The sequence below is a fragment of the Streptomyces sp. NRRL WC-3549 genome (assembly GCF_000721935.1).
Classification (GTDB): Bacteria; Actinomycetota; Actinomycetes; order Streptomycetales; family Streptomycetaceae; genus Streptomyces.
In genome coordinates, this window is record NZ_KL585416.1 from 9,212 (window position 1) to 14,590 (window position 5,379).

Annotated in this window: 4 protein-coding genes; 3 read left to right on the forward strand and 1 reads right to left on the reverse strand. The window is 75.9% G+C overall.

The annotated features are described in order from the left end of the window. From IH13_RS0123230 to IH13_RS0123240, 3 genes are all read left to right on the forward strand, one after another. Positions 1–2,688, forward strand: a 2,688-nt coding sequence (locus tag IH13_RS0123230) for a hypothetical protein (RefSeq protein ID WP_031087446.1), incomplete at its 5' end; no start/stop codon positions are given. 43 nt (positions 2,689–2,731) lie between these two features. Further along, the gene (locus IH13_RS0123235) at positions 2,732–3,685 is read left to right on the forward strand and encodes a bifunctional riboflavin kinase/FAD synthetase (protein ID WP_031087448.1); all 954 of its coding nucleotides are present in this window, start codon (positions 2,732–2,734) and stop codon (positions 3,683–3,685) included. Between the two features lie 106 nt (positions 3,686–3,791). Further along, complete coding sequence (locus IH13_RS0123240; RefSeq protein ID WP_031087449.1) at positions 3,792–4,601, forward strand: thioesterase family protein; 810 nt, start codon at positions 3,792–3,794, stop codon at positions 4,599–4,601. 4 nt (positions 4,602–4,605) lie between these two features. On the opposite strand, the gene IH13_RS0123245 is transcribed toward IH13_RS0123240, so the two are convergent. Continuing rightward, positions 4,606–5,379, reverse strand: a 774-nt coding sequence (locus tag IH13_RS0123245) for an ABC transporter ATP-binding protein (RefSeq protein ID WP_031087452.1), incomplete at its 5' end; no start/stop codon positions are given.

Here is a 5,379-nt window from a genome sequence, read left to right on the forward strand (position 1 = left end):
GCCACCGCCGAGCGGATCGCCGCCCTCGCCGCGGCGTCCGGCGAGGCCCTGCTGGTGGTCGTGGACGGCCCCGAGGAGATGGCTCCGCTCCTCGCCCACCGGCTCCCCGAGTGGACCCGGGCGACGGTGGAGTGGCTGCGCGCCCACGGGGCGCGGATGGCCGTCGCCTGCCGTCCGGAGCACTGGGAGACCGCCGGGGCACTCCACCCCGACGGTGCCCTGCACCGCCCGGAGCGGCCCGCCCGGGGGCTGCCGCCCGCGGTCCCGCTGGGCGACCTGACCCCGGGGCAGGCCCGGTGCGCGAAGGAGCGGTACGGCATCCCGCCGGACTCGATCGCCCCGGGACACGACCGGCACCCGCTGACCCTGCGGCTGCTCGCCGGGGTGCGGGAGGCGCTGCCCCCGGACGTGCCGGGGCGGCCCGGCACCGAGGAGGTCTTCGCGGCCCACCTGGACCTCGCCTGCCTCCGGATCGCCGTCCGCGTCGGGGCCGAGGCCGAACCCCGGCTGAGGGGCACGGCCGTACGCCGGCTGGCGGCGAAGGTCGCGGGCCAGGTCCACGAGGTGGCCCGGCGGTGCCTGGGACCGGGGCAGGGGGAGCTGGACCGGGCGGCGTTCGAGGAGCTCTTCCCGTGGCGTACGGGATGGGCCTCGGCGGTCCTCACCGAAGGGCTGCTGGTTCCGGCGGGCGCGGGCTACCGCTTCGCCCACGAGGAACTGGGCGACTGGGTGCAGGGCGCCCACCTGGACCTGGACGCCGCGCTGTACGCGCTGGTCCACCGTCGGCACGCGGAAGGGGAGGCGGCGGCGGGGGACGATCCCGGCCCCGATCCCGCGACCGCCGCCACCCAGGAGTCCTCCCGGACGGCGGGGCCCCGCAGCCTGCCCGTGCCGCGCCACCGCATCGGGCCGGTGATCCACGCGATGCTCCTGCTGGAACGCCGCCGGGGGAGCGCGGCGCTGGCGCACCGGATGGCCGACCTGATCGAGGCGACGGACCGGCTGGCGGCCGGCGCGGGGGAGGACGGCCGTCGTCCCGGGGGCCGGGCCGACGCCGTCTGGTGGGCGGTCCGGCTGCTCAGGGAGAGCCTGCTGCGGGTCCCCGACGCACGGCCGTACGCCGGGGTGCTGCGGGTCCTCACCGGGCGGATCACCCGGTGGTCCCGGGGTGGCGGCGGTACGGCGGCCGGCGGGCCCTACGCCGCCTTCGAGCCCTGGTTCTGGCGGCGGCTGTCGCTGCCGGAGAGCGCCCGGATCGACCTCCTGCGCCGGCTGGTGCCCGCCGACGGAGCCCCCCGCGGCGAAACCGGCCGGGCGGCGGAGGGCGGACCGGACGCAGGACACCTCGCGGGGGCCGCGCCGGGCGGGCGGAGCCCCCGCGGCGACACGGGCGAGCGCTATCTGGACGCCGTGGACCGCCGCCTCGCCGCCCATCCGCGTACCGTGCAGGTCCTGCTCTGCCGGTGGTTCACCGACGAGACCCCGCTGTACGCCCACACGGGCGTGCCGGTGCGGGCCACCGTGGCCGCCGCGGCGCAGGCGCTGCTGTACGCCCGGCGCGACCTGGCCGTCGACGACCTGACCGAAGCGCTGGTGGACACCGCCCACCCACGCGCCGCCGAGCTCCTGGCCGCCCTCGCCGAGGACGAGCCGGCCGCGCTCTGCCGGGCCGTCGACCGCTGGGCGCACGACGGCCGGCGGCCCGAACGGCGGGCCGCTGCGGCCGGGTACGCCCCGCTCCTGGCCCGCGGCGCGCTCACGGACGAGGACCGGGCGCTGCTGGGCGGTGCCGCCCTCGCCCTGCTGGCCCGCTCCGGTGACGCGGCGCTGCACGCCTCCGCGCTCACCGTGCTCGTCCGCGACCCGCACACCAGACGACCCCATCTGGCGCGGGCCCTGCGCCTGTTCGCGGCCGGGGACCCCGGGCTGCCCGCCGGTCTGCTCACCGAGGTGTTCCCCGAGCACCCCGAACCGGTGCTCGCGGCGCTGGACGCACGGCTGGCGCTGCCCGGGGACGCCGCCGCCGGCGTCCTGCGGGAGCTGGCCCGTCTGGATACCCCGGCGCTCGCCCTGCACGCCCCCGCGCTGCTGCGGCGGTACATCGACACGCACCCCGAGGACGGCGCCGGGGCCGCCGCCTACGTGGAGGCCCGGCTGGAACACGGCCCCGCCGCCCGTGCGCTGCTGCTCCCCCTGCTGACCGGGCTGTTGCGGGAGCGGCCCGCCCCGCCGCCGGTGCGCGCCGCGCTGGCCCGGGTGCTGGCCGCCCCGGGCAGCGCCGCGTCGAGGCCGCTGCGGGCCGCGCTGCTGGAGGTGCTGCTGGAGTTCGAGCAGGACACCGGCGGCGACCCGGAAGCGCTCGAAGCGCTGCTGAGGGCCGCCGCCGCGGGCTCCGGCCACCGCCCCGAGGCCCGAACCAGGGCCCTGGTGCACCGCACCGGGATGCTGCTCGTCCGCACGACGCAGGGCGCGGCACGCTTCGACCGCACGCTCGTCGAACTGGCCCGGGAAGTGCCCGGATTCACCACTCTCGTCCTTGGGTGGCTGGCCGACGCGCCCCAGGACTGGGCGGCCGTCGTAGGCCCCGGGGCCCGGCGGACCGTGGAGGCGCTGGCCGGACCACGGCCCGGGATGGCGGTGCCGATGCAAACCGCGGGACGTGAGCATGGCAGTCTTAGACCTGCGTAAGGGACATACACACGTACACGGGTTCGGGCGAGGAGCAGTCACAGTGCAGTGCTGGCGCGGCTTGGAGGACATCCCCGACGACTGGGGACGCAGCGTCGTCACCATCGGCTCCTACGACGGGGTCCACCGCGGTCACCAGCTGATCATCGGCCGTGCGGTGGAGCGCGCGCGCGAGCTCGGAGTCCCGGCCGTCGTCGTCACCTTCGACCCGCACCCGAGCGAGGTCGTGCGCCCCGGCACCCACCCGCCTCTGCTCGCCCCGCACCGCCGCAGGGTGGAGCTGATGGCGGACCTGGGGGTCGACGCCGTGCTGATCCTGCCGTTCACCACCGAGTTCTCGCAGCTGGCGCCCGCCGACTTCGTCGTCAAGGTGCTCGTCGACACACTCCACGCCCAGCTGGTCATCGAGGGCCCGAACTTCCGCTTCGGTCACCGGGCGGCGGGGAACGTCACGCTGTTGGCCGAGCTCGGCACCACGTACGACTACCGCGTCGAGGTCATCGACCTCTCCGTGAGCGGCGAGGCGGGCGGCGGCGAGCCGTTCTCCTCCACGCTCACCCGGCGTCTGATCGCCGACGGCGACGTCGAAGGGGCCGCCGAGATCCTCGGCCGCCCGCACCGGGTCGAGGGCACCGTGGTGCGCGGAGCCCAGCGCGGCCGGGCGCTCGGCTTCCCCACGGCCAACGTGGAGACCCTCCCGCACACCGCGATCCCGGCGGACGGCGTCTACGCGGGCTGGCTGACGGTCGACGGCGAGGCCATGCCCGCCGCGATCTCCGTCGGCACGAACCCGCAGTTCGACGCCGTCGAGCGGACGGTCGAGGCCTACGCGATCGACCGGGTCGGCCTCGACCTGTACGGGATGCACGTGGCGGTGGACTTCCTCGCCTACGTACGCGGCATGCTGAAGTTCGACTCGATCGACGACCTGCTGGTGGCGATGGCCGCCGACGTCAAGCGGTCCAGCGAGCTGATCGAGGCGTACGAGCGCCCCTGAGGCGTGCCCGGCCGCCGCCCTGGGCCATTTTCCGGGCCCCGTGACCGAGCTCCGGACGCGGGACGCCGTCCCGCTCCCCGGTGTCCCGCAGGAGGAGAACGATCCCGTGAGCACGCGCACCGCTTCGCCCGACGGCTACTACCAGCGCATAGGCGAGCACCGGTACAAGCCCACCGCCCACGCCGGGGGCGCCTGGCGGACCGACGAGCAGCACTTCAGCCCCCTGGCCGGCCTCGTCGCCCACGCGATCGACCGGCATCTCGCGGCGGGCCCGGCCACGGACCTGACGGTGGCCCGGATCAGCTACGACATCCTCGGCCGTATCGCCCTCGACGAGTGCGAGATCACGGTGGAGACCCTCCGGCCCGGCCGCACCGTCGAACTCCTCGAAGCCGTCGTCGTCATCGGGGACCGCCCCGTGGTCCGGGCCCGTGCCTGGCTCCTCGCGGCCCAGGACACCGCCGCCGTCGCCGGTACCCCCGACGAGCGGCTGGCCCCTCCCGAGACCTTCCCCCGGTGGGCGATGGGCGACGTCTGGGACGGCGGCTTCATCGCCTCGCTCGACGTCCGCAGGACGGCGTCGTCCCGGGACGGCCGGGCCACCGCCTGGGTCACCAGCGGTCTCGACCTGGTCGTGGGCGAGCGGAGCGGCCCACTGGCGTCCTTCGTCGCCCTCGTGGACACCGCCAACGGCATCACCGTGCGGGAGCGGCCCACGGAGTGGATGTATCCCAACATGGACCTGACCATCCACTTCCACCGCCGGCCCGAGGGCCGCTGGACCGGCCTGGACACGGCGGTCAGCTTCGGCCCGTCGGGGCACGGCCTGACCAGCACCGTCCTGCACGACGCCGAAGGCCCGGTGGGCCGCGCCGAGCAGATCCTCACGGTCCGCCCCCAGCCCGGCCCCCGGTAACCCCCTACGGGGCGGCGGCCACCGGAGCCGCCGCCGCCCAGTGGCACGCCACCTGTGTCCGGTCGCCGCCCTCCAGGACCGGCAGGTCCCGCGTACGGCACGCGTCCGCGACACCCGCGCGCTCCGCCTCACCGGAGGCGAGGACGTGGCAGCGCGCGTGGAAGCGGCAGCCGGACGGGATGTTCGACGGGTCCGGCGGCTCGCCCGTCAGGATCACCGGATCACCCTGCGCCTCCGGCAGCACCGAGAGCAGGGCCTGGGTGTACGGGTGCCGGGGTGCCGTCAGGATCTGTTCCACGGGACCCGTCTCGACGATCCGGCCCAGATACATCACCGCCACCCGGTCCGCGATGTTCCAGGCCAGCCCCAGGTCGTGGGTGACCACCAGCGCCGACAGCCCCAGCTCGTCCCGGAGCCGCAGCAGCAGGGCAAGGATCTCGCCCCGTACGGACGCGTCCAGCGAGGCCACCGGCTCGTCCGCGACGATCAGTTCCGGCTCCAGCACCAGGGCGCCCGCGATCACCACCCGCTGGCGCTGACCGCCGGACAGCTCGTGCGGGTACCGCAGGAAGAAACGTTCCGGCGGACGGAGTCCGGCCCGTGCCAGCGCGTCGGAGACGGCCGTGTGCTCGTCACCCGCGTACCCGTGGATGCGCAGTCCCTCGGCCACCGCGTCGTACACCGTGTGGCGCGGGTTGAGGGAGCCGCTGGGGTCCTGGAGGACCAGCTGCACCCGCTTGCGGTACGCCTTCAGGGCCCGGCCCGAGTAGTCCAGCGG